This is a genomic window from Pseudomonas juntendi (assembly GCF_009932375.1).
In the GTDB taxonomy this organism is placed as follows: Bacteria; Pseudomonadota; Gammaproteobacteria; order Pseudomonadales; family Pseudomonadaceae; genus Aquipseudomonas; species Aquipseudomonas juntendi.
On record NZ_BLJG01000290.1, the window covers coordinates 1 to 271 of the forward strand.

At 57.2% G+C, this 271-nt stretch carries 1 pseudogene; it reads left to right on the plus strand.

Annotated features, from left to right (window positions below):
- Positions 1–271: pseudogene (locus tag GYA94_RS24800) on the plus strand (flagellar type III secretion system pore protein FliP); the annotation flags it as partial.

Sequence of the window (271 nt, forward strand, 5' to 3'; positions counted from 1 at the left end):
CAAGGACTTCATGCTGGCGCAAACCCGGCAAAGCGACCTGGACCTGTTCATGCGCTTGTCCAAGCGCACCGACATTGCCGGGCCCGATCAAGTGCCGCTGACCATCCTGGTGCCTGCGTTCGTCACCTCCGAGCTGAAAACGGCGTTCCAGATCGGCTTCATGATTTTCATCCCGTTCCTGATCATCGACATGGTGGTGGCCAGTGTGCTGATGGCGATGGGTATGATGATGCTGTCGCCGCTGATCATTTCGCTGCCGTTCAAGATCATG